The following is a 25,048-nucleotide window of genomic DNA, read 5'->3' on the forward strand; positions in this document are numbered from 1 at the left end:
ACCCGTAGGGGGCCTTTCACCACCATGAGCGTTGTCACCAACACGACCACCATCGGCGCGATCGAGGCGCCGAGCCGCCGCAACACCGAGCTGGCGCTGCTCGCATTCGCCGTCGTCATCCCGGTGTTCGCGTACCTCAACGTGGGCCTGGCGATCGACGGCAAGGTCCCGGCCGGCATGCTCGGGTACGGACTCGGCCTCGCCCTGCTCGCCGGTGTCGCCCACCTCGTGGTGCGCAAGTGGGCCCCGTACGCGGACCCGCTGCTGCTGCCCCTCGCGACCCTGCTCAACGGCATGGGCCTGGTGCTGATCTGGCGGCTTGACCAGTCGCCGCGGCTGATCGCGAAGTCCGTCCGGGACTTCGGAAGTTTCAGCCCGGACGCCCCGAAGCAGATGCTGTACTCGGCGATCGGCATCGCCATGTTCGTGGGCGTGCTGCTGCTGCTGAAGGACCACCGTGTCCTCCAGCGCTACACGTACATCTCCATGGCGGCGGCCCTCGTCCTGCTGCTGCTGCCCCTGGTCCCCGGCCTCGGTACCCCCGTCTACGGCGCCAAGATCTGGATCAACGTCGCCGGTTTCTCCATCCAGCCCGGTGAGTTCGCGAAGATCGTGCTGGCGGTCTTCTTCTCCGGCTATCTGATGGTGAAACGGGATGCCCTGGCGCTGGCGAGCCGCCGGTTCATGGGGCTCTACCTGCCGCGTGGCCGTGACCTCGGCCCGATCCTGACGATCTGGGCGGTCAGCCTCCTCATCCTGGTCTTCGAGAACGACCTCGGTACCTCGCTGCTGTTCTTCGGCATGTTCGTGATCATGCTGTACGTGGCGACCGAGCGGACCAGCTGGATCGTCATGGGTCTGCTGATGTCCGTCGCGGGCGCGGTGGGTGTGGCCTCCTTCGCGAGCCACGTCCAGGCCCGTGTGGACGCCTGGGCCGACCCGTTCGCCTGCGCGGACACGGTCCCGGCCTGTGACCAGATGACCCAGGTGCTGATGTCCTTCGGCTCCGGCGGCATCCTCGGCACCGGCCTCGGCCAGGGCAACTCCGACCTGATCGGCTTCGCCGCCAACTCCGACTTCATCTTCGCCACCGTCGGCGAGGAGCTCGGCCTCACCGGTGTGATGGTCTTCCTGCTCCTTTACGGGCTGATCATCGAGCGCGGTGTCCGCACCTCCCTCGCCGCCCGTGATCCCTTCGGCAAGCTGCTCGCGATGGGGCTCTCCGGCGCCTTCGCGCTCCAGATCTTCGTCGTCGCCGGCGGTGTGATGGGGCTCATTCCGCTCACCGGTATGACCATGCCGTTCCTGGCGTACGGCGGTTCCTCCGTGATCGCCAACTGGGCCCTGGTCGGCATCCTGATCCGGATCAGCGACACCGCGCGCCGTCCCGCGCCCGCCCCCGCCCCGTCCCCCGACGCCGAGATGACCCAGGTGGTCCGTCCGTGAACAAGCCGCTGCGGCGGGTCGCGATCTTCTGCGGCCTGCTCGTCCTCGCCCTGCTCCTGCGCGACAACTGGCTCCAGTTCGTCCGCGCCGACGAGCTGAACGCCCACTCGCGCAACAAGCGGGTGCAGATCGAGCGGTACGCCAACGTCCGCGGCAACATCATCGTGGACGGCAAGCCCGTCACCGGCTCCGTCGACTCCCAGGACACGTTCTACAAGTACAAGCGCACCTACACCGACGGCCCCATGTGGGCCCCGGTCACCGGCTACGCCTCGCAGGCCTACGACGCCAACCAGATCGAGAAGATCGAGGACGGCATCCTCACCGGCAATGACGACCGGCTCTTCTTCGACCGCACCCTCGCCATGTTCACCGGCGAGAAGAAGAAGGGCGGCGACGTCGTCACCACCCTCAACGGGGCCGCGCAGAAGGCCGCCTTCGAGGGCCTCGGCAGCAAGACCGGCGCCGTCGTCGCGATCGACCCGAAGACCGGCAAGATCCTCGCGATGGCCTCCACCCCCTCGTACGACCCCTCCTCCTTCGCCGGCTACTCCGCCAAGGACGAGAAGGCCTGGGTGGCGCTGGAGAACAACAAGAACAAGCCGAAGCTGAACCGCGCGATCCGCGAGATCTACCCGCCCGGTTCCGTCTTCAAGGTCGTCACGGCCGCCGCGGCCCTGGAAAGCGGCAAGGTCACCGACATCAACGCGGCGACCGACACCCCCGAGGGCTGGAAGATCCCGCTCTCCAGGGTGCCGATGGTCAACCACGCCAACGGCTGCGCCAACGCCAGCCTCAACAAGGCGCTGGAAGTCTCCTGCAACTCGGTGTTCGCGAAGCTCGGCGACGACGTCGGCCGCGACAAGATGGTGGAGACGGCCGAGAAGTTCGGTTTCAACGCCGAGCAGTTCACCCCGGTCCGCTCCGCGGCCTCGGTCTACGACAAGAAGTCCGACCGCGGTGGCAACGCGCTCTCCTCCATCGGCCAGTTCAACACCGCGACCACCCCGCTCCAGATGGCGATGGTCACGGCGGCGATCGCCAACGACGGCAAGCTGATGAAGCCGTACATGATCGACGAGCTGCGCGCGCCCAACGTCGACCTGCTCAAGAAGACCGAGCCGGAGGAGATGAGCCGCCCGGTCTCCGAGAAGAACGCCCAGCTCCTCCAGCAGATGATGGAGAACGTCGTCTCCAACGGCACCGGCGGCAAGGCCGAGCTGAACATGGACGGCGTGAAGGTCGGCGGCAAGACGGGTACGGCGCAGCACGGCGAGAAGAACGCGAAGCGCCCGTACGCCTGGTTCATCTCGTACGCGAAGACCGCCGAGGGCTCCCCGGTCGCGGTCGCCGTCGTCGTGGAGGACTCGCAGGGCACGGACCGTGAGGACATCACCGGTGGCGGTCTCGCCGCCCCGATCGCCAAGGCCGTCATGAAGGCGGTACTGAAGACCCGCGGCTGACCTCGCCCATGTACCGGTCAGGTATCAGGTACCGGTCCCTGGCGGAACGTCTGCCCGGGGCCGGTACCGTATGCGCGAACAGCACACACCGCCGGACCACCCATGGGTGCGGTCGGGACAGACGGAGAGGGCTGGATTAGCTATGGAAGAGCCGCGTCGCCTCGGCGGCCGGTACGAGCTGGGCTCGGTGCTCGGCCGTGGTGGCATGGCCGAGGTCTACCTCGGACAGGACACCCGGCTCGGCCGCACCGTCGCCGTGAAGACGCTGCGGGTCGACCTGGCCCGCGATCCGTCCTTCCAGGCCCGGTTCCGCCGTGAGGCACAGTCCGCCGCCTCGCTGAACCACCCGGCGATCGTCGCGGTCTACGACACCGGTGAGGACTACGTCGACGGGGTCTCCATCCCGTACATCGTGATGGAGTACGTCGACGGGTCGACCCTGCGTGAGCTGCTGCACTCCGGGCGCAAGCTGCTGCCCGAGCGCACGCTCGAGATGACGGTCGGCATTCTCCAGGCGCTGGAGTACTCGCACCGCGCCGGCATCGTGCACCGTGACATCAAGCCGGCGAACGTCATGCTGACGCGCACCGGTCAGGTCAAGGTCATGGACTTCGGCATCGCCCGCGCCATGGGCGACTCCGGCATGACCATGACGCAGACCGCCGCGGTGATCGGCACGGCCCAGTACCTCTCCCCCGAGCAGGCCAAGGGCGAGCAGGTCGACGCCCGCTCCGACCTGTACTCCACGGGCTGCCTGCTGTACGAGCTGCTCACCGTCCGTCCGCCGTTCATCGGCGACTCCCCGGTCGCGGTCGCGTACCAGCACGTGCGGGAGGAGCCGCAGCCGCCGAGCAACTTCGACCCCGAGATCACGCCCGAGATGGACGCCATCGTCCTCAAGGCGCTGGTCAAGGACCCCGACTACCGCTACCAGTCCGCCGACGAGATGCGCGCGGACATCGAGGCCTGCCTCGACGGTCAGCCGGTCGCCGCCGCTGCCGCGATGGGCATGGGGATGGGCATGGCGGGCGCGCCCGCGTACGGCGGGGGCTACGGCTATCCGCCGGAGGACCAGCCGACGACGGCGCTGCGCCAGGCCGACCCGGGTGGCCAGACCACGATGCTGCCCCCGATCAACCACGACGACGGCGGCTACGGCTACGACGACCGCCCGGACCGGCGCCGCGGCGGCGGCCAGAAGAAGTCGAACACCTCGACGATCCTGCTGGTCCTCGCGGGCATCCTGGTGCTGGTCGGCGCGATCTTCATCGGCGTCTCGCTGGTCCAGGAGAAGGACGGCCCCCGTAAGGTCGTCATCCCTCAGCTGGTCGGCCAGACCATGGAGAGGGCGACGGGACTCGCGACCAACGCCGAGGTGAAGGTCCAGCAGGCCGGCACCGAGCGCTGCGATCAGCCCAAGGGCGCCATCTGCCGTCAGATCCCGGTCGCGGACGCCACCGCGACCATGGAACTCAACGGCACCATCCAGGTGTACCTCTCCGAGGGCGCGCCCCTCACCGAGGTCCCCGACGTGGTCGAGCAGTCCCAGGAGCGCGCCGAGGAGTCCCTCAAGAGCAAGGGCTTCAAGGTCAAGGTGGAGCAGGAGGAGTCCGACGAGAACCCGGGTTCGGTCCTGCGTCAGAACCCCGACGGCGGCACCAAGGCGGAGAAGAACTCCGAGGTGACGATCACCGTCGCGAAGCAGAAGCAGAAGACCGTTCCCCCGGTGGTCGGCAACCAGCTGGCGCAGGCCGAGCAGCAGCTCAAGGAACTGGGCTTCGTCGTGATCACCGAGTACGTCGACAACGACCAGCCCAAGGACCAGGTCCTGGCGCAGACCCCGGACGGCAACGCGACGGCGGGCGAGGGCGCCGAGGTGAAGCTCCGGGTCTCCAAGGGTCCGCAGCAGCCCACGACGCAGCCGGTCCCGCCGATCACGGGCATGACCCTGGACGCGGCGCGTACCACGCTCGCCGCGATGGGCTACCAGCTCGGCAACGTGGACGGCCCCAACCGGGGTGACGCGAAGGTCACCGAGCAGGACGTGCCGCCGGGCACGCAGGGCCAGCCGAACCAGCCGGTCAACGTGAAGACGGAGAAGCAGGACGGCGGCGGCTGGTTCGGCTAGCCGAACGCCGTAGGCCGTACGCAAGGGGCGAGCCCCGGCACCCACCGGGTGCCGGGGCTCGCCCCTTCCTCACGTCCGCGGCCGTGTGTCAGCGAAGCTCCGCCGGGGGCGTCCGCTCGCGGTCGACCTTCTCGGTGCGCTCCAGCTCGCCCCACACGATGTACCGGTAGTCGGAGGTGTACATGGGGGTGCAGGTCGTCAGCGTGATGTACCGGCCCGGCTTGCTCCTGCCGGATTCCTCCGGGACCGGCTGGAGGACGTCCACGTTGTACTTGGTGGTCTCCGGCAGGGTCTTGTAGACCTTGTAGACGTACCAGGTGTCCTTGGTCTCGAAGACGATCGGGTCACCGGTCTTCAACTTGTGGATGTTGTGGAACTTGGCGCCGTGGCCGTCCCGGTGGGCGGCCAGCGTGAAGTTGCCCTGCTTGTCCTGCGGGAGCGCGGACTTGATCGGGTCGGTGTAGTAACCGGCGACGCCGTGGTTGAGGACGTCGGTGCCGGTGCCCTGCTTCACCAGGACCTCGCCGTTCCTCATCGCCGGCACATGGAGGAAGCCGATGCCGTCCTTCGTGTCGAGCGCCCCGGGGCTGTCGGCCCATTGGTCGCGGACCTGGGCGCCGTCCTGGTCGGCGGCGCGGTCGGCGAGCACGTTGGTCCACCACAGCGAGTAGACGACGAAGAGGCCGAGCACCAGGCCCGCTGTGATGAGGAGTTCGCCGAGGAGACTGATCATCCCGGCGATCCGATTGCGCACGCGTGCCACTAGGTCGTCCCGTCGTCCCGTCCGGAGGTGTGGGGTCTCAGCCTACGAGCGCTTTCGGCTTTCCCTCGCTGCGCGGGCGTTCCTCGATCAGCTTGCCCCACACGATCATGCGGTAGGTGCTGGTGAACTCGGGTGTGCAGGTGGTCAGCGTGATGTACCGGCCGGGCCCGTCGAAGCCGGACTGCTTCGGTACGGGGTCGATCACGGAGACGTTCGAGGGCGAGGTCTGCGGCAGGATGCTCGCCATCTCGTAGGTGTAGTACGCGTTCTGCGTCTCGACGACGATCGGGTCGCCGGGCTTCAACTGGTTGATGTACCGGAACGGTTCGCCGTGGGTGTTGCGGTGGCCGGCGACGGCGAAGTTGCCCTTCTTGTCGGCGGGCATGGCGGTCTTGAGCTTGCCCTCGCCGTAGTGGCCGACCATGCCCTTGTCGAGGACCTGGCTCTTGCTGATGCCCTCGGCGATGGGGACGACGACGTCCAGCTTGGGGATGTACATGATGGCGAAGCCCTGGCCGGGCTCGAAGGCGTCCGGCGCCGTGCCGGCGCCCTGGTCGCCCTTGGCCCAGGTGTCCTCGATCTGCGCCTTGGCGCGGTTGGTCTCCTGGCCGGCGAGGACGTTCGTCCACCACAGCTGGTAGGTGACGAAGAGCAGCATGACGACGCCGAAGGTGATGAAGAGTTCGCCGACGACCCGGCTGGCGACGACGCCGACGCTGTCCTTGGCGGCGCGGGCGGCGCGGCGCGCCTCGACGCGGGAGAGCGGGGCGGCAGGTGCGGCGGGGGGCGTGTCGTCGGGGGAGTCGGTGGCGGGGCCTCTACGGCCCTTGGCACGGCCTCCCTTGGCGGCGCGGCGGCGTTCGGCACGGCCGGGTCCGGGAAGCGGCTCGGAGGAGGGCCCGGGAAGGGGCTCCACGACCTCCAGGGGCATCGTCTCGCTCGGGGAGGTCCGCGGGGACCCCTCCGCCTCGTACGGCTCGTACGGGGGCGCGTAGGGGCTTTCCTCGGCGGCGTCCCCGTAGGGCGGGGACTCGTAGGAGGAAGGGGCGGGCGCGGGCGGCTCGTAGGCGTACGGCTCGGCCGGCGTCGCGTAGGGCTCCGCGGGGGCGTACTGCGGTGCGTAAGGGTCCGCGGGTGCGTACGGCTCCGCCGGTGCGTACGGCTCGGCGGAGGCGTAAGGCTCCGCCGGTGCGTAGGGGTCCGCGGGTATCGGCTCGGGGCCCGGTTCGTTCGTCGGCCGGAACCACGGGGAGCCCGTCGTCACGCGACGGCCTTGCCCACCACCGGCGCGAGCCCCGCCGACCGTCCGACCGCCCCCTTGTCGCCGCACTGCTCCAGCCAGTTGGCGAGCATCAGGTGGCCGTGCTCGGTGAGGACGGACTCGGGGTGGAACTGCACGCCCTCGACGGGGAGTTCGCGGTGACGGAGGCCCATGATGATGCCGTCCTCGGTCCGCGCGGTGACCTCGAGCTCGGCCGGCAGGGCGGCGGGCTCGGCGGCCAGCGAGTGGTAGCGGGTCGCGGTGAACGGCGAGGGCAGACCGGCGAAGACGCCCAGGCCCTCGTGCGTGACGAGGGAGGTCTTGCCGTGCAGCAGCTCGGGCGCGCGGTCGACGACCCCGCCGTACGCGACGGCCATGGACTGCATGCCGAGGCAGACGCCGAAGACGGGCACGCCGGTGTCCGCGCAGTGCCGGACCATGTCGATGCAGACCCCGGCCTGTTCGGGCGCGCCGGGTCCGGGCGAGAGCAGGACGCCGTCGAAGCCGTCCTGGGCGTGGCTCAGCTCGACCTCGTCGTTGCGGAGGACCTCGCACTCGGCACCGAGCTGGTAGAGGTACTGGACGAGGTTGAAGACGAAGCTGTCGTAGTTGTCGACGACGAGAATGCGCGCGCTCACTGGCCGTCCACCGTCACATCGTTGAACGGAAGCAGTGGCTCCGCCCAGGGGAACACGTACTGGAACAGGACGTAGACGATCGCGAGGACCAGCACGATCGAGAGCAGCGCCCGTACCCACGCGTTGCCCGGCAGATGCCGCCAGATCCAGCCGTACATGACGTCGACCGCCCCTTCCGTTCGTTACGACGACCAGAGTACGGGGCGAGGGGGCTCTGGGGGGTCAGCTGTCGAAAGCCTGTGGACGGCCGTCGGCGACCGGCCGGGTGGCGTCGAGGTGCGCCCAGACGACGAGCCGGTGGCTGCTGCCCCACTCGGGGTCACAGGTGGTGAGGGTGAGATAGCGGCCGGGCCCGTCGAAGCCCGACTTCCGGGGCAGCGGGTCGACGACCCCGACGTCGGTGGGGACGGTCCGGTAGGGGCCTCGGTCGATCCGGTACGTGAACCAGGTCGTCCCGTCGGTCAGGACCACCGCGTCGCCGGGGCGCAGCCGCGGGAAGTCCTTGAAGGGGTCCCCGTAGGTGCGGCGGTGGCCGGCGACGGAGAAGTTGCCGGTGCCGCCGAGCCGGGCGGTGGCGGCGTAGTGCCCGAGGCCCTTCTTGAGGACGCCCGGTCCGGTGCCTTCGAGGACCGGCCACTTCCAGTCCTTGCCGAGCCGGGGGACGTACATGACGGCGATGCCCTTGCCGGGGGCGTAGCGACGCGCGTGCGTGGGGGCGGGTCCGGCGGCGGCGGGGACGTTCGTCCACTCCCGCTGGAGGGTGTCGATCTGGCCGGCGCTCGCGCTCTGGGCCTGGATCCCCGTCCAGTACAGGACGTACACGACGAAGAGGACGATCAGGGCGCCGACGGTGAGGCAGAGTTCGCTGAAGGTCCGTACGACGAGCCGCAAGCGCCCCTCCCGGTGTCAGGTCACCGGTGGTCAGCTCACCGGCTTCGCCTGGTGGAGGTCCACTGTGCCCGAGTAGCCGGGAAGAGTCACTGCCTTGTGCTCGTCGACTTTCCAGCCGAGCCCGTAGGCCTTCACGTACAGCTGGTAGTTCTGGAGCGCCGGGGAGCCCGCGAGGGCCTTGTTCAGCTTCCCCCGGTCACCGACGGCGGTGATCTTGTACGGGGGCGAGTAGACGCGGCCCTGGAGGATCAGGGTGTTGCCGACGCAGCGGACGGCGCTGGTGGAGATGAGCCGCTGGTCCATGACGCGGATGCCCTCGGCGCCGCCCTGCCACAGGGCGTTGACGACGGCCTGGAGGTCCTGCTGGTGGATGACCAGGTCGTTGGCCTGCGGTTCGGGGTATCCGGGGGCGGCCTGGGCGTTCGGCGGGGCGTCGTCCAGGGTGACGGTGAGGCCGGATCCGGCGACCTCGCTGGTCCCGGCGGACGCTTCGAGCGCGGCGAGCTTCTCGTCCTCCGCGCGGGTGGAACCGTCGTCGCGGGCGGCGAGGGAGTCGACCTGGGAGCGGAGGGCGGCGGTGGTCTCGTCGAGGCCGGCGTTCTTGTGGCTGCGCTCCTCGATCAGGTCGGAGAGGCGCAGGAGCGAGGCGTCCGTGCGGATGTTGGTGCCCTTGGCGGTGTTGAAGCTCGTGACGAAGATCAGTCCGGCGAGGGCGAAAACGGCGAGGGTGAGGACCCGGACGGGGCGCCACCTGGTGGTGCGGCCCGGCCCTTCGGGAGTGCCGGCGGAATTGCTCAACGTACCCTGATCCCCTTCGGTGCCGTGGAACCACTACGCTAACGGACGCCTGGGGGACTCAGACGTCCTCCTTCGTCACATCCCGGCGCCAGCCACAGTTCCCTGCGCGGTCACGCAGCGCATCGACAGGAGAGTCCCTCGTGCCGAAGTCACGGATCCGCAAGAAGGCCGACTTCACGCCCCCGCCCGCGAAGCAGGCGACCAACATCAAGCTGACCAACCGCAGCTGGGTGGCGCCTGTGATGCTGGCGCTGTTCGCCATTGGTCTGGTGTGGATCGTGATCTTCTACGTCACCGACGGTTCGATGCCGGTCGAGTCGATCCGGAACTGGAACATCGTGGTGGGCTTCGGCTTCATCGCGGCCGGCTTCGGCGTCTCCACGCAGTGGAAGTAGCGGCGGTCTAGCCTCCTCGGGGGCCGCTCGTCAAGCTCTCCCCTGAACTTATCCACAGCGTTGTGCACAGCACTGGATAACTTACGAAGATCTGTGGATAACTCGCACCGAGTTGACGCCGGTATGACCGGAATCACCTCGGCATGAACGCCTCACGCCCCTCGCCTCCCTGGAGAAATGCCAGGTCAGAGGCGAGGGGCGTGGTGTTTCCCCACCCGGCGGGGACAACCCGCCACGCACTGTGGATAACTCTGGGGAAAGCTCACAGAAAAGCTCGTCCACAGGCCCCTGCGCTCAGGTGAGCGCCGCCGTGCGGGCCAGTACGCTCCCCACGTCCACGAGCAGCAGCAGACCGAGGGCCCCGTACTGCACGAGGTCCCGACGGGCCCGGGGCGCGTGCACGAGCGCGTACGTCACCAGGACGCCCGCGACCAGACCGCCGACATGGGCCTCCCAGGAGATCCCCGGACGGGTGAATGTCATGAGCAGCGACAGGGCCACGAAGAGGACCACCGGCCGCATGTCGTGACGGCGCCGGCGGGCCAGCACCACCCAGGCCCCGACCAGTCCGTAGACGACGCCCGAGGCGCCCAGCGAGGGCTGGTTCGGCTCGGCCACGAGGTAGACGAGCACGGACCCGGAGAGCCCGGAGAGCAGACAGAGGGCCGCGTACCGGATCCGCCCCAGCTCCGGTTCGACGATCCCGCCGATCACCCACAGGCCCAGCACGTTGAAGAGGATGTGCCAGACCTCCTGGTGGAGGACGGTCGAGGTCAGCAGCCGGTACCACTCGCCGTCCGCGACGCCGACGACCTCGCCGAGCGGCGGGCTGTAGGCGTACCCGATGAGCACCAGCTCGTCGACGAGCCGGTCGCCGACGATCAGCACCGCGAGGTAGACGGCGAGGTTGATCCCGATGAGGATCTTGGTGACGAAGCGGCCGTCCCCCGTCACCCGGCCGCCGGCGAGTGTCCTCGGCTGGTTGGCGTCGGGGGCGTGGCCGGTCCCTGAGCCCTTGCGCACGCAGTCGGGGCACTGGAAGCCGACGGAGGCGGAGACCATGCACCGGGTGCAGATCGGCTTGTCGCAGCGGGTGCAGCGGATGCCGGTCTCGGCCTCGGGGTGGCGGTAGCAGTGGGACGGACCGGCCTGCGGGTCCGTGGAAGGTCGCGGGTCCATGGGAGGTTCCGGCTCCTTCCGCCTCAGCGCTTCTCGATCACCACGGTGCCGACGACCACGTCCTGCACCGGCCGCTCGGTGTGCGGGTCGGTGGCGACGGCCGCGATGGCGTCGACGACCTTGCGGCTCTCCTTGTCCACGACCTCGCCGAAGATGGTGTGCTTGCGGTTCAGCCAGGTCGCGGGGGCGACGGTGACGAAGAACTGGGAGCCGTTGGTGCCCGGCCCTGCGTTGGCCATGGCGAGCAGATAGGGGCGGTCGAAGAACAGCTCCGGGTGGAACTCGTCGGCGAACGCGTAACCGGGGTCGCCGGTGCCGTCCCCGAGCGGGTCGCCGCCCTGGATCATGAAGCCCTTGATGACCCGGTGGAAGACCGTGCCGTCGTACAGCGGGTCCGAGGAGACCGTGCCGGTCGCGGGGTGGGTCCACTCGCGCTCGCCGGCGGCGAGCTCGACGAAGTTCCGCACCGTCTTCGGGGCGTGGAACGGCATCAGCCGCACCTCGATGTCACCCAGGCTGGTCTTGAGGATCGCGTACAGCTGCTCGGCCACGGTCGCCTTCCGTCCACGTCATGTCGCGTCATGCCACGTCTGTCCCTGGCGTGTCCGATCCTCGCATGCCCCGGATGCCCGCCCCGCATGCCGGACTTCGCTCGGGCGGGCATGATTCCGAAAAGGATGGAAAGGTGAAAAACCGACATCGCCACCGAGGAGGAGGAATCCCGTGACCAGCTTGGACAGCGTGCGCGCCGCGACAGATTCGGCGAAGGAGAGCGTTCTGCACGCCGCGGACGTGGTGGCGCCGTACGCCGGCACGGCCAAGGACCAGGCCTCGCGCTACGCGCACGAGGCGCGCGTGCTGATCGCGCCGAAGGTCTCGAAGGCCGCGCTGCTGGCCCGGGAGCAGGCTCGTGCGCAGTACGACTCGTATGTCGCACCGTATGTTCCGCCGCGGGTCGACGCGGCCGCACACCGTGCGGCGGTCAAGACCCGCCGGGCCGCCCGTCAGGCAGCCGACTACACCGTTCCCCGGGTCGAGCAGGCGGTCGCCGCGACCGGGCCGGTCATCGAGGAGGCCGGGGCGCGATCCATCGCCGCCTGGGCCGCGCTGCGCGGTCAGGTGACACCGGAGGAGATCCAGAAGATCGTGAAGAGGCACGAGCGTCGGGCCAGGGCCGGACGCCTCGCCAAGGGCCTGTTGGTCCTGGGCATTCTCGCCGGCGGCGCGTTCGCCGCCTGGAAGTGGTGGGACAGTCAGGCCAATCCCGACTGGCTCGTCGAACCGCCCGCTCCCACCGAGGTGGACGAGGAGACCGTCCCGCCGTCCGTCGACGACAGTGGCGCTTCCCTCGACCCGGAGGTGGAGGCCAAGGAGACCGAAGCCGAAGCCGCGGCCGCAGCCGAAGCGGCCGAACGCGACAAGCGCGGCTGACCGTTCCTACCGGGGTCCTGCTGGGGCTCTACGTGGTTCTGCCGGGGTGCTGCCTGGGGTTCTACGTGGTTCTGCCGGGGTCCTGCTGGGGCTCTACGTGGTCCTGCTGGGGTCCTGCTGGCTCTACGTGGTTCTGCCGGGGTGATGCCTGGGGTTCTACGAAGTCTGGTGGCGGTGCGGGGAGACGCGTGTGTCCGTCTTCTCCCCGCGCCTACGCCGCCGCGGCGAGCGCCAGCTCGGTCAGCGCGGCCGGCTCGTCGTGCTCGGCCACGGCGGTCACGCCGGCCGCGGAGCGGTTCCGGGCGGCGGGAGAGGAACCGTGGGCCTCGGCGGCGATGCGCTGCTTGATGGTCGGCGGCAGGGAGCGGTCCCCGGCGAGCGGCCACCGATGCGCCCGCTGTGCCGGTACGGAGGCGGGTGCGCGCTCCCCCACGACGGCGACGGGAGTCGCGGCGGTGCCGGCGGCCGGCTCCTCCGGCTGCTGGACGGCGGGCTGCTGGGCCGCGGCGGCGGTGCCCGCCAGGCCGACGGAGGCGAGCAGGGCGAAGAGGACGGAGATGAAGGCGGTCCAGAACTGCTTGACCTTGGCGGTGGCCATGGCCCCTCACTTTCGTGACGTTCTCGGATGGTTCATTTCGGTTTGCGCGCTTTACGTACTTTCCTCATGATGTGGATGCGCGCCCGATTTCCCCGGAGCGCCGCCGTCGCCGCGCAGTTCTTCCGATGAACACCACCCGTCCGGCCCAGTGGGCCCCGGACGGACACCGCGTACGCCCGGGAAAGCCGGGCCCTGCCAGGGTGAGAGCGGTGGATCTCAGTCGGCCGCCAGGACCTCCACACCGCGCGCCGTGAGCTGTTCGACGACCGCGTGGGCGGGGTCCGCGTCGGTGATCAGTCCGCTGATCTCCTCCCAGGGCAGCACGCGGAACCGGGAGGCCGTGCCGATCTTCTCGGACGAGGCGAGGACGTACGTCTCCGCGGCCCGTGCCGCCAGGGCGCGCTTCATCGCGGCCTCCTCGGCGTCGCCGGTGGTCAGCCCCGCCTCGGGGTGGACGCCGGTGACGCCCAGGAGGCACAGGTCGGCCGAGACGTTCTGCGCGGCCTCCACCGCGGCCGCGCCGCAGGCGACCGCCGAGTGCTTGAAGAGGCACCCGCCGAGCAGGAAGACCTCGGCCCGCGGATGGCCGAGCAGCGCGACCGCGATGGTCGGGCTGTGGGTGATCACGGTGCAGTCCAGGTCCGGCGCGAGGGCACGGGCCACCGCGAGCGCGGTGGTGCCGCCGTCCAGGATCACCGCGCTGCCCGGCCGGACGAGCGCGGCGGCCACCGCGGCGACCTTCTGCTTCCCGTCCGGGGTGACCGCCTTCCGGGTGTCGTAGTCCGCGAGCGCGGGGGAGACGGGCAGCGCCCCGCCGTACACCCGCTGACAGAGCCCCTCGGCCGCGAGGTCGCGCAGATCGCGCCGCACGCTGTCCTCGGAGATGCCCAGATCGGCGGCGACCTCCTTGGCGACGATCTTGCCCTCGCGGGCGAGAAGGTTCAGCAGGTGGTCGCGTCGTTCGGCAGCCAGCATCCGCACTCTCTCCTGTTCTTGCACGTTTCTGCATGTATCGTAGCGCGCCATGACCGACAAGCCGATGCTCATCCTCATCGCCGGGCCCTACCGCTCCGGCACCGCAGGCGACCAGCAGGCCATGGCCGCGAACCTCGCCCGCCTCGAAGAGGCGGCCTGGCCGGTGTTCGCCGCCGGACACCTCCCCGTGATCGGGGAGTGGATCGCCCTGCCCGTCCTGCGCTCGGCCGGCGCCGGCCCCGCCGATCCCCTCGCCGACGAGGTCCTCTACCCGACCGCCGACCGCCTGCTCGCCCACTGCGACGCCGTGCTCCGGCTCCCCGGCGACTCCGCGGGCGCCGACCAGGACGTCGCCACCGCCCGCCGCCGCGGCCTGCCGGTCTTCCACCACGCGGACGAGATCCCGCGCCGCACCCCGCGGGAGGCCGTGTGAACCCCCGCCCCCGCCCCGGCACCGGCACCCCCGACAGCCCCGGCGCTCCTGGCGTCCCCGGCACCTCTGGCACCCCCGGAACCCCCGGCGTCGACACCCCCGACCACCGCGGCCGGACCGGCCTCGACCGCGCCGGCCGCGACCTGGACCGCAACCCCGACGTCGTGGTCCGTGACGTCGAGCTCACCTCGCGGGGCTGGCACGTGCTGCGGCGCACCACCTTCGACTACCGGCGCCGCGACGGACGCTGGGAGACCCAGCAACGCGAGACGTACGACCGGGGCAACGGCGCCGTCGTCCTGCCGTACGACGCCGCGCGCGGTGTCGTCCTGCTGACCCGCCAGTTCCGCTACCCGGCCTACGTCAACGACCACCCGGACGGCGTCCTCGTCGAGGCCGCCGCCGGGCTGCTCGACGGCGACGACCCGGCCGCCGCCGTCCGCCGCGAGGCCGCCGAGGAACTGGGCATCGCGCTCGGCCCGCTCACCCACGTCCTCGACGCGTATATGAGCCCCGGCTCGGTCACCGAACGCCTGCACTTCTACGCGGCCCCCTACACGGCGGCCGACCGCACCGGGGACGGCGGCGGTCTCGAGGAGGAGGGCGAGGACATCGAGGTGCTGGAGCTGCCCTTCGCCGACGCCCTCGCGATGGTCCGCGACGGCCGCGTCACCGACGGCAAGACCGTCCTGCTCCTGCAGTGGGCCGCTCTGGACGGCCCCTTCGCCCCCCATGCGAAAACACCCCCTCCGACCGCGGTTACGCAGGTCGAAGGGGGTGTACGGGGTGGAGCCTAGGGGAGTCGAACCCCTGACATCTGCCATGCAAAGACAGCGCTCTACCAACTGAGCTAAGGCCCCGGAACGAGAACAGCGTACCGGGTCACCCCCCATGTCCGGCAAAAGGATTGGGACTCCCGGTCGGCGACCACTCTCCGTAAGATGCTGACCGAGGTTCGCAGTGGCGAACCTAAGGGATGGGGAGAAGTGATGGACGCAGCGCAGCAGGAAGCCACGGCAAGAGCCAGAGAGCTTCAGCGCAGTTGGTACGGGGAGCCGCTGGGGGCGCTCTTCCGTCGGCTGATCGACGATCTCGGGCTCAACCAGGCCAGGCTCGCGGCCGTGCTCGGGCTCTCCGCGCCCATGCTGTCCCAGCTGATGAGCGGCCAGCGGGCCAAGATCGGCAACCCCGCCGTCGTCCAGCGCGTCCAGGCCCTCCAGGAGCTCGCCGTCCAGGTCGCCGACGGCAGCGTCAGCGCCGCCGAGGCCGCCGACCGGATGGACGAGGTCAAGAAGTCGCAGGGCGGCTCCGTCCTCACCGGCACCGGTCAGACCACCACCGGCTCGGGCGCGCCGACCGTCCGCCGGGTGGTCCGCGAGATCCAGTCGCTGCTGCGCTCCGTAGCCGCGGCCGGCGACATCATCGACGCCGCCGACTCCCTCGCCCCGGCCCACCCGGAGCTGGCAGAGTTCCTCCGGGTGTACGGCGCGGGGCGCACGGCGGACGCGGTCGCCCACTACGAGTCGCACCAGAACTGACGCGGGCGGGCAGCCGGCCGGCACCGCCGAGAGACGAAGCAACGGGAGCGGGCGCAGCACGATGGGTGAGGTCTTCGCCGGGCGGTACGAGCTGGTCGACCCGATCGGACGGGGCGGGGCGGGCGCCGTGTGGCGCGCCTGGGACCACCGCCGCCGGCGCTACGTGGCGGCCAAGGTGCTCCTGCAGAGCGACGCCCACACGCTGCTCCGCTTCGTCCGCGAGCAGGCGATGCGGATCGACCATCCGCACGTCCTCGCCCCGGCCAGCTGGGCCGCCGACGACGACAAGGTCCTCTTCACCATGGACCTCGTCGCCGGCGGCTCCCTGGCCCATGTCATCGGCGACTACGGCCCGCTGCCGCCCCGCTTCGTCTGCGTCCTGCTCGACCAGCTGCTCTCCGGCCTCGCCACGGTGCACGCCGAGGGGGTCGTCCACCGGGACATCAAGCCCGCGAACATCCTCATGGACGTCACCGGCACGGGCCGGCCGCACCTGCGGCTCTCCGACTTCGGCATCTCCATGCGGAAGGGCGAGCCGCGCCTCACCGAGACCAACTACGTCGTGGGGACGCCCGGATATTTCGCGCCCGAGCAACTCCTCGGCGCCGAGCCGGACTTCACCGCCGACCTGTTCGCCGTCGGCCTGGTCGCGCTCTATCTCCTCCAGGGCCGCAAGCCGGACTCGCAGGCCCTGGTCGCACACTTCGTCGAGCACGGCACCCCCAGCGCCCCCGAGGGCGTCCCGGAGCCCCTGTGGCAGGTGCTCGCGGGGCTGCTCCAGCCCGATCCGCAGGCCCGTTTCCGTACGGCCACGGGGGCGCGGAAGGCGCTGAGCGCGGCCGCCGAGATGCTGCCCGAGCCACGCGCCGACGAGGAGCGTGAGGAGCGGGTCGAGATCTTCGACCAGCTCGGCCCCCTGCCGACGGGCTTCGGCCCGGAGGGCCCCACGACCGCCACGTCCGCCACAGCGGGCCCAGCCACCATGACCGCCACAGCGGCCCCAGCCGCCGCATCCACCACGGCGGCCACCACCCCGCCGCCGGCACCCCCCACGGACCTGCCCGGAACCACCGGCCCGGCGACCGGATCCACCGCCCCGGCAGGTACCACGCCCCCCACGGCCCCCCTCCCCGCCCCGGCCCACCCGCCGATGCCCAGCCCCTCCGAGACGGGCAGCTTCCACCTGCCCCCGCCGGTCGCGCACCCGAACCCCGCCTTCGCGCGGACGCCCACCGTGGGAACCCCGTACGGACAGACCCCCGTTCACCCCTACGCCGCGCCGCCCGCGCCCTTCCCGCCGCACACTCCGCCCGCACACCCGTCCCCGCAGGCCGCGTACACCCCGTACGCCCCACAGGCTTCGCACGCCCCACAGGCCCCGCAGACCGCCCCCGTACGCCGACCGGGACCGCCCCCGAAGGTGACGGTCCCGGTGCTGCTGCTCGCGCTGGTCTGCTTCGCGGTCGGCTTCTGGGCCCTCTCCCAGACCTGAGCCGGTCCCGCGACAGGGAGGCGGCCCCCAGGCCCTAGACCGCCCTCCGGCGCGCCATCAGCGTCCACCCGCCGAGCCCGAGGAGCAGGGCCGTACCGCCGCCGATCCCGGCCACCGCGACCACCCGCATCGTGTCGCTCCGCTCCGCCGCACGCTCCCCGCCGGAGCCGTTCGCTGCCACTTCCTTGTCGTCGGCGGTCACGGCGAACTGCCCGGGGTCGCCGTCGTAGCCGGGGCCGGGCTTCGCGGTCCCCCGTACGGAGACCCGAAGGGTCAGCGGCACCGTCCCGTCCCCGTACTCCTTGGCGATCGCCGGGCTGAGGGTGGCCGAGAGGTAGTACCAGCCGGCGAACCGCATGCCGCTGGTGCCCTCGTCGTACGAGCTGCGGTTCTCGTGGGCCACCGGCCGCTGCGCGTCGAGGACCAGCGTCGACTGCTTCCCGTCGTAGCTGGCGGTCTTCTCGTCGACGTGCCCGAGCGCCGGGTTCTCCAGGGAGAGCACCAGGGCGTTGCCGATGTACTCGTCCCCGGCGGCGCTGCTGCCGAGTTCGGCGCTGGCGAAGAGCTGCTGCCCCCAGTCGACGGGCACCCGGTAGAAGAGCGTCTGGCCGGGCCGGATGTCGGACCGCCACTCGCCCTGCGTCAGCGAGGTGGCGTCGTGGACGCCGGCGCCGCCCTGGCGCGGCTTCGGGCCGCCGGCCGGGGGCCCGGGGGTGGCGGAGGGCCACACCTCCGGAAGCTCGGTCGGCCCGGCCTTCCTCAGGCCCGGCTCGGTCGTGTAGCGGATCTCCAGCTCCCAGTCGTCGGGGCTGGAGGTCGCCTTCGACTGCCGCTCGACGAGCACGTAGTACGCGCCCGCGTTCTGGCAGGTGGAGCTGTCGGCGTCGACGACGCGCCGGGCGTACGCGGCGAGCGGCCGGGTGTACTCGGCCGAGGTGAAGTTCGTCTGCTGGTAGCCGCACTCGGTGCCGGAGCCGTCCTGCAGGCTGATCTTGACGCCGTCGCCGTACTCGACCCTGCCGCCGGTCTTCGGGACGGCGACGACGGAGACGTACGCGTTCCGCTTGTCGTCGAGGTCGACGCGGTAGTAGACCTTGCCGTCCTTCTTGAGCGTGTCGCGGTAGGTCTGACCGGTCTTCAGCTGCGCGGCATCGGAGCTGGATGCGGCTCCCGCGACCCGCTGCGCGCCGCTGTCGAAGGCGTACGGCGGAAGGGGAGCCCCCGCGGCCCGGAGCGAGGTCCCCGCGGCCCGGAGAGGGCTTCCCTCGGCCCGGAGAGGGGTTCCCTCGGCCCGGAGAGGGGTTCCCGCCGCCCACGTCGGCGCCGTGCCGGCCGCCGCCCACACCGGCCCCGGCAGCGCCACCACCGCTCCCACCGCCGTGACCGCCGTGATCAGGGCCCCCGCCCTCCGGCCGAGGCCGGGCTGCGTCCTCACGCGCTTCTCCCCTTCACTTCACTTAAGCAAGTCGACAATTTGCTCAGGCAAAGCAAAGCCCCGGCCCGCTCACGCGCGGCCGGGGCTTCACCCACAGACGGTCTTCGTCTCAGACACCCGAACCTGCGGGCACGGAGTCGGTCGCCTCCGTCCACAGATCCTGCTCGGCGCGATCCGCCTGGATCTGGCGGTACACGAGGAGCCCGCCGATGGCGGCCAGTGCGACCAGGAGAAGCTTCTTCACCGCGCGACCTCGTCTTTCGTTGACGTAGGAGACTTCTGACGCCCACTCTACACATCGACCGATACCGATCGGTGACCTGTACGAGGTTCAAACCTCCGGCCGTCCCCGAACAAACGAAACGACCCGGACGGAGGAACCGTCCGGGTCGATCGACACTGTGGGGCTAACAGGATTTGAACCTGTGGCCTCATCCTTATCAGGGATGCGCTCTAACCAACTGAGCTATAGCCCCGCCGCGCTCTGCGGAGTGTGTCCCGCGCGCTGACTCCTGAAGATTAGCGCACGTGGGGGCCAGTCCCAAAATCGGTTCTCGTCCGGCCCCCCACGCAGGTCACCCGCAGGTCACCCGACCGTCATTCGTCCTCGGCGAGCGTGAGTTCCACACCGCCGACGAAGCCGGCCGACAGGTTGTAGATGAACGCGCCCAGCGTCGCCAGCGCGGTCATCAGGACCACGTCGATCACGGCGATCACCGAGGTGAACATCAGCACCCGCGGCAGCGACAGGAACGACTGCAGATCGAAGCCGTTGGACTCGTTCGAGCCCGTGGCCTCGCTGATCGTCCCGCCGACCGTCGAGAAGACGCCCATGGCGTCCATGACCATCCACAGCACCGCCGCAGCGACGATCGTGCAGATGCCCAGTGCGATGGAGAGCAGGAAGCTCACCTTCATCACCGACCATGGATCGGCCTTGGCCACCCGCAGCCGCGCCTTGCGCGTACGGGGCGTCGTGCGTGCCCCCGTACGCGGCCGGCGCACGGCCCCGGTCTGGCCGCCGACCGTACCGCCGCCGCCCGGCGCCGAGGCACCGTACGCCTGCGGCGGGTGGTACGGACCGCCCGGCTGCTGCGCACCCGCGCGTTCGCCGGGCAGCGGCCCGTTGTAGGTCTCGTACGGGGGCTGCTGCCCCCGAGTGTCCGTCACCGCAACCCCCTGGGAGTCCGTGGCGGGGCCACGGGCGCCGTTCGCTCCAGCACCAGCAGAAGCTCCGGCGGCCGCCGATCCGGCGCCCGTGGCTCCACTCACGCTCTTACTCCTCGTGCTCCCCGGCCGAGGGCTCCGTGCCCTCGACTGCCTCGGTCTCGACCACCACGGTCTCGACCACCGCGTTCTCCGACGCCTCCACGGCGCCCTCGGCGTCGATGACGTCGTCCGCGTCCTCGACGTCGTCCTCGCCACCGGCCTCGGCGTTCCGCGCGATGCCGACGACGGCATCCCGCTTGCCCAGATTGATCAGCTGGACGCCCATCGTGTCACGGCCGGTCTCCCTGACTTCGTTGACTCGCGTACGAATCACACCGCCGGACAGCGTGATGGCGAGGATCTCGTCCGTCTCCTCGACCACCAGCGCGCCCACGAGCGAGCCGCGGTCCTCCACGATCTTGGCGGCCTTGATACCCAGACCGCCACGGCCCTGGACGCGGTACTCGTCGACGGGGGTGCGCTTCGCGTACCCGCCGTCGGTCGCGGTGAAGACGAACGTACCGGGCCGGACGACATTCATCGAGAGCAGCTCGTCGTCCTCGCGGAAACTCATCCCCTTGACGCCCGAAGTTGCACGTCCCATCGGACGCAGCGCGTCGTCCGTGGCGGTGAAGCGGATCGACTGCGCCTTCTTGCTGATGAGCAGCAGATCGTCCTCGGCGGAGACCAGCTCGGCGCCGATCAGCTCGTCGTCGCTGCCGTCCTCGGTCTCCCGGAGGTTGATCGCGATGACACCACCCGAACGCGGCGAGTCGTAGTCCTTCAGCGCGGTCTTCTTGACCAGACCGGCCTTGGTCGCGAGGACCAGGTACGGCGCGGCCTCGTAGTCGCGGATCGCCAGGATCTGGGCGATCTGCTCGTCCGGCTGGAAGGCCAGCAGGTTCGCGACGTGCTGGCCGCGCGCGTCCCGGCCGGCGTCGGGCAGCTCGTAGGCCTTCACGCGGTAGACCCGGCCCTTGTTCGTGAAGAACAGCAGCCAGTGGTGGGTCGTGGAGACGAAGAAGTGGTCGACAATGTCGTCCTGCTTCAGCTTCGTGCCGCGCACGCCCTTGCCGCCGCGCTTCTGCGAGCGGTAGTCCTCGGTCTTCGTCCGCTTCACGTAGCCACCGCGCGAGATGGTGACGACGATGTCCTCCTCGGCGATCAGGTCCTCGATGGACATGTCACCGTCGAAGGGCACCAGCTTGGAGCGGCGGTCGTCGCCGAACTTCTCGACGAGCGCGGCCAGCTCCTCGCTGACGATCGACCGCTGGCGCTCCGGGGAGGCCAGGATCGCGTTGTACTGGTTGATCTTCGCCTGGAGCTCGTCGTGCTCGGCGACGATCTTCTGGCGCTCCAGGGCGGCGAGCCGGCGGAGCTGCATCTCCAGGATGGCGTTGGCCTGGATCTCGTCGATCGAGAGCAGCTCCATCAGGCCGCCGCGGGCGACCTCGACCGTGTCGCTGCGCCGGATGAGGGCGATGACCTCGTCGATCGCGTCGAGGGCCTTGAGCAGACCGCGCAGGATGTGGGCGCGCTCCTCGGCCTTGCGCAGCCGGAACTTCGTCCGGCGGACGATGACCTCGATCTGGTGCGTCACCCAGTGGCGGATGAACGCGTCGAGCGAGAGGGTGCGCGGCACGCCGTCGACGAGCGCCAGCATGTTCGCGCCGAAGTTCGTCTGCAGGTCGGTGTGCTTGTACAGGTTGTTCAGGACGACCTTGGCGACGGCGTCGCGCTTGAGCACGATGACCAGGCGCTGGCCGGTCCGGGACGAGGTCTCGTCGCGGACGTCGGCGATGCCGCCGATCTTCCCGTCCTTGACCAGGTCGGCGATCTTCTGCGCGAGGTTGTCCGGGTTGGTCTGGTACGGCAGCTCCGTGACCACCAGGCACTGGCGGTTGTGGATCTCCTCGACCTCGACGACCGCGCGCATCGTGATCGAGCCACGGCCCGTGCGGTACGCCTCCTCGATGCCCTTGCGGCCGACGACGAGCGCGCCGGTCGGGAAGTCGGGGCCCTTGATCCGCTCGATGAGCGCGTCGAGCAGCTCCTCGTGGCTGGCCTCGGGGTGCTCCAGCGCCCACTGGGCGCCGGCCGCGACCTCGCGGAGGTTGTGCGGCGGGATGTTGGTGGCCATGCCGACCGCGATACCGGCCGAGCCGTTGATCAGCAGGTTCGGGAAGCGGGACGGCAGGACCGTCGGCTCCTGGTTGCGGCCGTCGTAGTTGTCCTGGAAGTCGACGGTCTCCTCGTCGATGTCCCGGAGCATCTCCATCGACAGCGTCATGAGCTTGCACTCGGTGTACCGCATGGCGGCGGCCGGGTCGTTGCCCGGGGAACCGAAGTTGCCGTTGGAGTCGACGAGCGGCATGCGCATCGACCAGGGCTGGGCGAGGCGGACGAGCGCGTCGTAGATCGAGGAGTCGCCGTGCGGGTGGTACGTACCCATGACGTCACCGACGACGCGGGCGCACTTGTAGAAGCCCTTCTCGGGCCGGTAGCCGCCGTCGTACATCGCGTACAGCACGCGGCGGTGGACGGGCTTGAGGCCGTCCCGTACGTCGGGCAGCGCGCGGGAGACGATGACGGACATCGCGTAGTCGAGGTACGAGCGCTGCATCTCGGTCTCGAGCCCGACGGGCTCGATGCGCAGGACGGGCTCTTCTTCGGTGGTCCCGGTCGGGGTGTTTTCGTCGGCCATTGCTGGTCGTCAGTCCTTTCGTACGGTCAGCTGAGACCGACTCAGATGTCGAGGAAGCGAACGTCCTTGGCGTTCCGCTGGATGAACGAGCGGCGTGCCTCGACGTCCTCGCCCATCAGCACCGAGAACAGGTCGTCGGCCTGCGCGGCGTCGTCCAGGGTGACCTGGCCGAGCACGCGGTGCTCGACGTCCATGGTGGTGACGCGCAGCTCCTCGGCGTTCATCTCGCCGAGACCCTTGAAGCGCTGGATCGAGTCTTCCCTGATCCGCTTGCCGTTCTGCTTGCCCAGCTCGACGAGCGCGTCCCGCTCCCGGTCCGAGTACGCGTACTCGAAGTCGTCCCGGCCCCACTTGATCTTGTAGAGCGGCGGGCGGGAGAGGTAGACGTGACCGGCCTCGACCAGCGGGCGCATGAAGCGGAAGAGGAAGGTGAGCAGCAGGGTGTTGATGTGCTGACCGTCGACGTCGGCGTCCGCCATCAGGATGATCTTGTGGTAGCGGAGCTTCTCGATGTCGAAGTCCTCGTGCACACCGGTGCCGAAGGCCGAGATCAGGGCCTGGACCTCGGTGTTCTGGAGGATCTTGTCGATCCGGGCCTTCTCGACGTTCAGGATCTTGCCGCGGATCGGCAGGATGGCCTGGTACATCGGGTTGCGGCCGGACTTGGCCGAGCCGCCGGCGGAGTCACCCTCGACGATGAAGATCTCGCACTTGGCGGGGTCGTTCGACTGGCAGTCCGAGAGCTTGCCCGGCAGCGAGGCCGACTCCAGGAGGCCCTTGCGGCGGGTCAGGTCGCGGGCCTTGCGCGCGGCCACGCGCGCGGTGGCGGCCTGGATGCCCTTGCGGATGATGTCCGCGGCCTCGTTCGGGTTGCGGTCGAACCAGTCCGTCAGGTGCTCGTGGACGACCTTCTGCACGAAGGTCTTCGCCTCGGTGTTGCCGAGCTTCGTCTTGGTCTGGCCCTCGAACTGCGGCTCGCCGAGCTTGATCGAGATGATCGCGGTCAGACCCTCGCGGATGTCGTCGCCCGTGAGGTTGTCGTCCTTCTCGCGGAGCAGCTTCTTGTCGCGCGCGTACTTGTTGACCAGCGTGGTCAGCGCGGCGCGGAAGCCCTCCTCGTGGGTACCGCCCTCATGCGTGTGGATCGTGTTCGCGAAGGAGTACACGCCCTCGCTGTACGAGGAGTTCCACTGCATCGCGATCTCGACCGAGAGCAGACGCTCCTTGTCCTCGGCCTCGATGTCGATGATGGTCGGGTTGACCAGCTCGCCCTTGCGCGAGTTGAGGTACTTCACGAAGTCGACGATGCCGCCCTCGTAGTGGTACTTCACCGTGCGCGCGGTCGGCTCGGCGGCCGCCTCGGCGTCCGGGTCGTCGGCGCCGACGGTCGCCTTCGCGGACTCGCGCTCGTCGGTGAGCTCGATGGTCAGGCCCTTGTTGAGGAAGGCCATCTCCTGGAAGCGCCGCGAGAGCGTCTCGAAGGAGTACTCGGTGGTCTCGAAGATGTCCGGGTCGGACCAGAACGTGACCGAGGTGCCGGTCTCGTCGGTCGCCTCGTGCTGGGCGAGCGGGGCGGTCGGGACGCCCATCTTGTAGTCCTGCGTCCAGCGGTAGCCGTCCGTCCGGATCTCGACGGAGACCTTGGTGGACAGGGCGTTCACGACGGAGACGCCGACGCCGTGCAGACCGCCGGAGACGGCGTAGCCGCCGCCGCCGAACTTGCCGCCCGCGTGCAGCACGGTGAGCACGACCTCGACGGCCGGCTTGCCCTCGGAGGCCACGATGCCCACCGGGATGCCGCGGCCGTTGTCGACGACGCGGACGCCGCCGTCGGGGAGGATCGTCACGTCGATGGTGTCGGCATGGCCGGCCAGGGCTTCGTCGACCGAGTTGTCGACGACCTCCTGCACCATGTGGTGCAGGCCGCGCTCACCGGTCGAGCCGATGTACATGCCAGGGCGCTTGCGCACGGCATCCAGGCCTTCGAGGACCTGGATGTTGCTGGCGGTGTACTGGTTGTTCTCGTTGGGGTCGCCGGAATCGGCCACGAAGCGCCCTTTCTGGCACAGCACAGGCCGTTCTCCGGGCATACGGGAGCGGCTGCGTCGTTCGACATGTTCCGCAGGGTGGCGGGATTGTCTTCCAGTCTACCGGTAGCGCCGACAGTCATGGGGGTTTGCCGGTCCCTGAGTCCGCATGTGCCGCCCTGAGCGGGAGCAAGACGACTCCCCATATCCGGACAGGGTCTCCAGAGCCCCCTGACGGCCACCC

General features: G+C 69.9%; 24 protein-coding genes and 2 tRNA genes. 9 read left to right on the forward strand and 17 right to left on the reverse strand.

The genetic code is table 11. The features are described 5' to 3' along the window. The first annotated feature begins 24 nt into the window (after nucleotides 1-24). The 3 genes from V4Y03_RS16555 (at nucleotide 25) to pknB (ending at nucleotide 5,037) form a co-directional block, all read left to right on the forward strand. Nucleotides 25-1,446, forward strand: coding sequence for an FtsW/RodA/SpoVE family cell cycle protein (locus tag V4Y03_RS16555; RefSeq protein ID WP_332435425.1), 1,422 nt, complete (start codon nucleotides 25-27; stop codon nucleotides 1,444-1,446). Continuing rightward, a complete protein-coding gene (locus tag V4Y03_RS16560; protein WP_332435426.1) occupies nucleotides 1,443-2,909 on the forward strand; it encodes a peptidoglycan D,D-transpeptidase FtsI family protein in 1,467 nt (488 codons plus the stop codon). The genes V4Y03_RS16555 and V4Y03_RS16560 overlap by 4 nt, the downstream gene beginning before the upstream one ends. Before the next feature lie 142 nt (nucleotides 2,910-3,051). Then, complete coding sequence (gene pknB / locus V4Y03_RS16565; protein ID WP_332435427.1) at nucleotides 3,052-5,037, forward strand: Stk1 family PASTA domain-containing Ser/Thr kinase; 1,986 nt, start codon at nucleotides 3,052-3,054, stop codon at nucleotides 5,035-5,037. A gap of 88 nt (nucleotides 5,038-5,125) precedes the next feature. Here pknB and V4Y03_RS16570 read toward each other — a convergent pair whose 3' ends face one another. The 6 genes from V4Y03_RS16570 to V4Y03_RS16595 form a co-directional block, all read right to left on the reverse strand. Then, nucleotides 5,126-5,800 (reverse strand): class E sortase, encoded by a 675-nt coding sequence (locus V4Y03_RS16570; RefSeq protein ID WP_317875420.1) that lies wholly within the window; start codon nucleotides 5,798-5,800, stop codon nucleotides 5,126-5,128. 37 nt (nucleotides 5,801-5,837) lie between these two features. Beyond that, nucleotides 5,838-7,064, reverse strand: coding sequence for a class E sortase (locus V4Y03_RS16575; RefSeq protein ID WP_332435429.1), 1,227 nt, complete (start codon nucleotides 7,062-7,064; stop codon nucleotides 5,838-5,840). Beyond that, a complete protein-coding gene (locus V4Y03_RS16580; RefSeq protein WP_332435430.1) occupies nucleotides 7,061-7,699 on the reverse strand; it encodes an aminodeoxychorismate/anthranilate synthase component II in 639 nt (212 codons plus the stop codon). The genes V4Y03_RS16575 and V4Y03_RS16580 overlap by 4 nt, the downstream gene beginning before the upstream one ends. Continuing rightward, the gene (locus V4Y03_RS16585; protein ID WP_107103837.1) at nucleotides 7,696-7,857 is read right to left on the reverse strand and encodes a hypothetical protein; all 162 of its coding nucleotides are present in this window, start codon (nucleotides 7,855-7,857) and stop codon (nucleotides 7,696-7,698) included. The genes V4Y03_RS16580 and V4Y03_RS16585 overlap by 4 nt, the downstream gene beginning before the upstream one ends. Nucleotides 7,858-7,921: 64 nt before the next feature. Then, nucleotides 7,922-8,590, reverse strand: coding sequence for a class E sortase (locus V4Y03_RS16590; protein WP_332435431.1), 669 nt, complete (start codon nucleotides 8,588-8,590; stop codon nucleotides 7,922-7,924). Nucleotides 8,591-8,620: 30 nt separating this feature from the next. Then, entirely contained in the window at nucleotides 8,621-9,388 is a 768-nt protein-coding gene (locus V4Y03_RS16595; RefSeq protein ID WP_317875416.1) for a DUF881 domain-containing protein, read from the reverse strand. A 140-nt stretch (nucleotides 9,389-9,528) separates the two neighbouring features. Between V4Y03_RS16595 and crgA the strand changes: the two genes are divergently transcribed. After that, a complete protein-coding gene (crgA, locus tag V4Y03_RS16600) occupies nucleotides 9,529-9,783 on the forward strand; it encodes a cell division protein CrgA (RefSeq protein WP_317875415.1) in 255 nt (84 codons plus the stop codon). 294 nt (nucleotides 9,784-10,077) lie between these two features. On the opposite strand, the gene V4Y03_RS16605 is transcribed toward crgA, so the two are convergent. Together V4Y03_RS16605 and V4Y03_RS16610 are read right to left on the reverse strand one after the other, a co-directional pair. After that, complete coding sequence (locus V4Y03_RS16605) at nucleotides 10,078-10,962, reverse strand: rhomboid family intramembrane serine protease (RefSeq protein WP_332435432.1); 885 nt, start codon at nucleotides 10,960-10,962, stop codon at nucleotides 10,078-10,080. A gap of 23 nt (nucleotides 10,963-10,985) precedes the next feature. Next, nucleotides 10,986-11,513, reverse strand: a complete 528-nt coding sequence (locus V4Y03_RS16610; RefSeq protein ID WP_332435433.1) for a peptidylprolyl isomerase — start codon at nucleotides 11,511-11,513, stop codon at nucleotides 10,986-10,988. Between the two features lie 172 nt (nucleotides 11,514-11,685). On the opposite strand from V4Y03_RS16610, the gene V4Y03_RS16615 reads away from it, so the two are divergent. Beyond that, nucleotides 11,686-12,393, forward strand: a complete 708-nt coding sequence (locus V4Y03_RS16615) for a DUF5324 family protein (RefSeq protein WP_332435434.1) — start codon at nucleotides 11,686-11,688, stop codon at nucleotides 12,391-12,393. 211 nt (nucleotides 12,394-12,604) lie between these two features. Here V4Y03_RS16615 and V4Y03_RS16620 read toward each other — a convergent pair whose 3' ends face one another. Further along, nucleotides 12,605-12,991 carry a DUF6344 domain-containing protein gene (locus V4Y03_RS16620; protein ID WP_332435435.1) on the reverse strand — a complete coding sequence of 129 codons (387 nt, stop codon included), beginning with the start codon at nucleotides 12,989-12,991 and terminating at the stop codon, nucleotides 12,605-12,607. Nucleotides 12,992-13,207: 216 nt separating this feature from the next. Beyond that, complete coding sequence (locus V4Y03_RS16625; protein WP_332435436.1) at nucleotides 13,208-13,966, reverse strand: DeoR/GlpR family DNA-binding transcription regulator; 759 nt, start codon at nucleotides 13,964-13,966, stop codon at nucleotides 13,208-13,210. Nucleotides 13,967-14,015: 49 nt separating this feature from the next. On the opposite strand from V4Y03_RS16625, the gene V4Y03_RS16630 reads away from it, so the two are divergent. Together V4Y03_RS16630 and V4Y03_RS16635 are read left to right on the forward strand one after the other, a co-directional pair. Then, nucleotides 14,016-14,399 carry a DUF4406 domain-containing protein gene (locus tag V4Y03_RS16630; RefSeq protein WP_317875409.1) on the forward strand — a complete coding sequence of 128 codons (384 nt, stop codon included), beginning with the start codon at nucleotides 14,016-14,018 and terminating at the stop codon, nucleotides 14,397-14,399. Between the two features lie 143 nt (nucleotides 14,400-14,542). Next, complete coding sequence (locus V4Y03_RS16635) at nucleotides 14,543-15,196, forward strand: NUDIX domain-containing protein (RefSeq protein ID WP_332437198.1); 654 nt, start codon at nucleotides 14,543-14,545, stop codon at nucleotides 15,194-15,196. Here V4Y03_RS16635 and V4Y03_RS16640 read toward each other — a convergent pair. Continuing rightward, a tRNA-Ala gene (locus V4Y03_RS16640) sits at nucleotides 15,187-15,259 on the reverse strand. The genes V4Y03_RS16635 and V4Y03_RS16640 overlap by 10 nt on opposite strands. A gap of 129 nt (nucleotides 15,260-15,388) precedes the next feature. On the opposite strand from V4Y03_RS16640, the gene V4Y03_RS16645 reads away from it, so the two are divergent. Continuing rightward, nucleotides 15,389-15,937 carry a helix-turn-helix domain-containing protein gene (locus V4Y03_RS16645; RefSeq protein WP_317873309.1) on the forward strand — a complete coding sequence of 183 codons (549 nt, stop codon included), beginning with the start codon at nucleotides 15,389-15,391 and terminating at the stop codon, nucleotides 15,935-15,937. Between the two features lie 61 nt (nucleotides 15,938-15,998). Further along, nucleotides 15,999-17,429: a serine/threonine-protein kinase gene (locus tag V4Y03_RS16650; RefSeq protein WP_332435438.1), complete on the forward strand. Its 1,431-nt coding sequence runs from the start codon at nucleotides 15,999-16,001 to the stop codon at nucleotides 17,427-17,429. 34 nt (nucleotides 17,430-17,463) lie between these two features. Here V4Y03_RS16650 and V4Y03_RS16655 read toward each other — a convergent pair whose 3' ends face one another. From V4Y03_RS16655 to gyrB, 6 genes are all read right to left on the reverse strand, one after another. Next, on the reverse strand, nucleotides 17,464-18,864 hold the full coding sequence (locus V4Y03_RS16655) for a hypothetical protein (protein WP_332435439.1): 1,401 nt from the start codon (nucleotides 18,862-18,864) through the stop codon (nucleotides 17,464-17,466). 109 nt (nucleotides 18,865-18,973) lie between these two features. Continuing rightward, nucleotides 18,974-19,108 carry a DLW-39 family protein gene (locus V4Y03_RS16660; protein ID WP_003958712.1) on the reverse strand — a complete coding sequence of 45 codons (135 nt, stop codon included), beginning with the start codon at nucleotides 19,106-19,108 and terminating at the stop codon, nucleotides 18,974-18,976. A gap of 158 nt (nucleotides 19,109-19,266) precedes the next feature. After that, a tRNA-Ile gene (locus V4Y03_RS16665) sits at nucleotides 19,267-19,340 on the reverse strand. A 121-nt stretch (nucleotides 19,341-19,461) separates the two neighbouring features. Then, entirely contained in the window at nucleotides 19,462-20,034 is a 573-nt protein-coding gene (locus V4Y03_RS16670; RefSeq protein WP_317873312.1) for a DUF3566 domain-containing protein, read from the reverse strand. Between the two features lie 106 nt (nucleotides 20,035-20,140). Further along, nucleotides 20,141-22,777 (reverse strand): DNA gyrase subunit A, encoded by a 2,637-nt coding sequence (gyrA, locus tag V4Y03_RS16675; RefSeq protein ID WP_332435440.1) that lies wholly within the window; start codon nucleotides 22,775-22,777, stop codon nucleotides 20,141-20,143. A gap of 41 nt (nucleotides 22,778-22,818) precedes the next feature. Continuing rightward, nucleotides 22,819-24,849 (reverse strand): DNA topoisomerase (ATP-hydrolyzing) subunit B, encoded by a 2,031-nt coding sequence (gene gyrB / locus V4Y03_RS16680; protein WP_317873314.1) that lies wholly within the window; start codon nucleotides 24,847-24,849, stop codon nucleotides 22,819-22,821. Between the last annotated feature and the right edge of the window lie 199 nt (nucleotides 24,850-25,048).

Source organism: Streptomyces sp. P9-A4 (assembly GCF_036634195.1).
In the GTDB taxonomy this organism is placed as follows: domain Bacteria; phylum Actinomycetota; class Actinomycetes; order Streptomycetales; family Streptomycetaceae; genus Streptomyces.